Origin of the sequence: Paraburkholderia sp. BR13439 (assembly GCF_040948805.1) — a bacterium.
In the GTDB taxonomy this organism is placed as follows: Bacteria; Pseudomonadota; Gammaproteobacteria; order Burkholderiales; family Burkholderiaceae; genus Paraburkholderia; species Paraburkholderia youngii.
In genome coordinates, this window is the sequence record NZ_JBFPKN010000242.1 from 1 (window position 1) to 237 (window position 237).

The following is a 237-nucleotide window of genomic DNA, read 5'->3' on the forward strand; positions in this document are numbered from 1 at the left end:
CAGTCGACCCGCTGGACATGCGGGCCGGCTTCGATACGGCACTGGGTCGGGTGATAACCGTGTTCGGCGCCGCGCATCCGCACCATGCTTACCTTTTTGCCAACCGGCGGGCCAACCGCCTGAAGGTGCTGGTTCACGATGGGATTGGCATCTGGCTGGCTGCGCGACGGCTGAATCAGGGGCAGTTCGCGTGGCCGCGCGCTGGTAGCGAACCAAAGCAACATGCGCTCACGCAGG

1 protein-coding gene is annotated in these 237 nt (G+C 65.0%); it reads left to right on the forward strand.

The genetic code is table 11. The features are described 5' to 3' along the window. On the forward strand, positions 1-237 hold a 237-nt coding region (tnpB, locus tag AB3X96_RS43040), incomplete at both ends, for an IS66 family insertion sequence element accessory protein TnpB (RefSeq protein ID WP_368594471.1).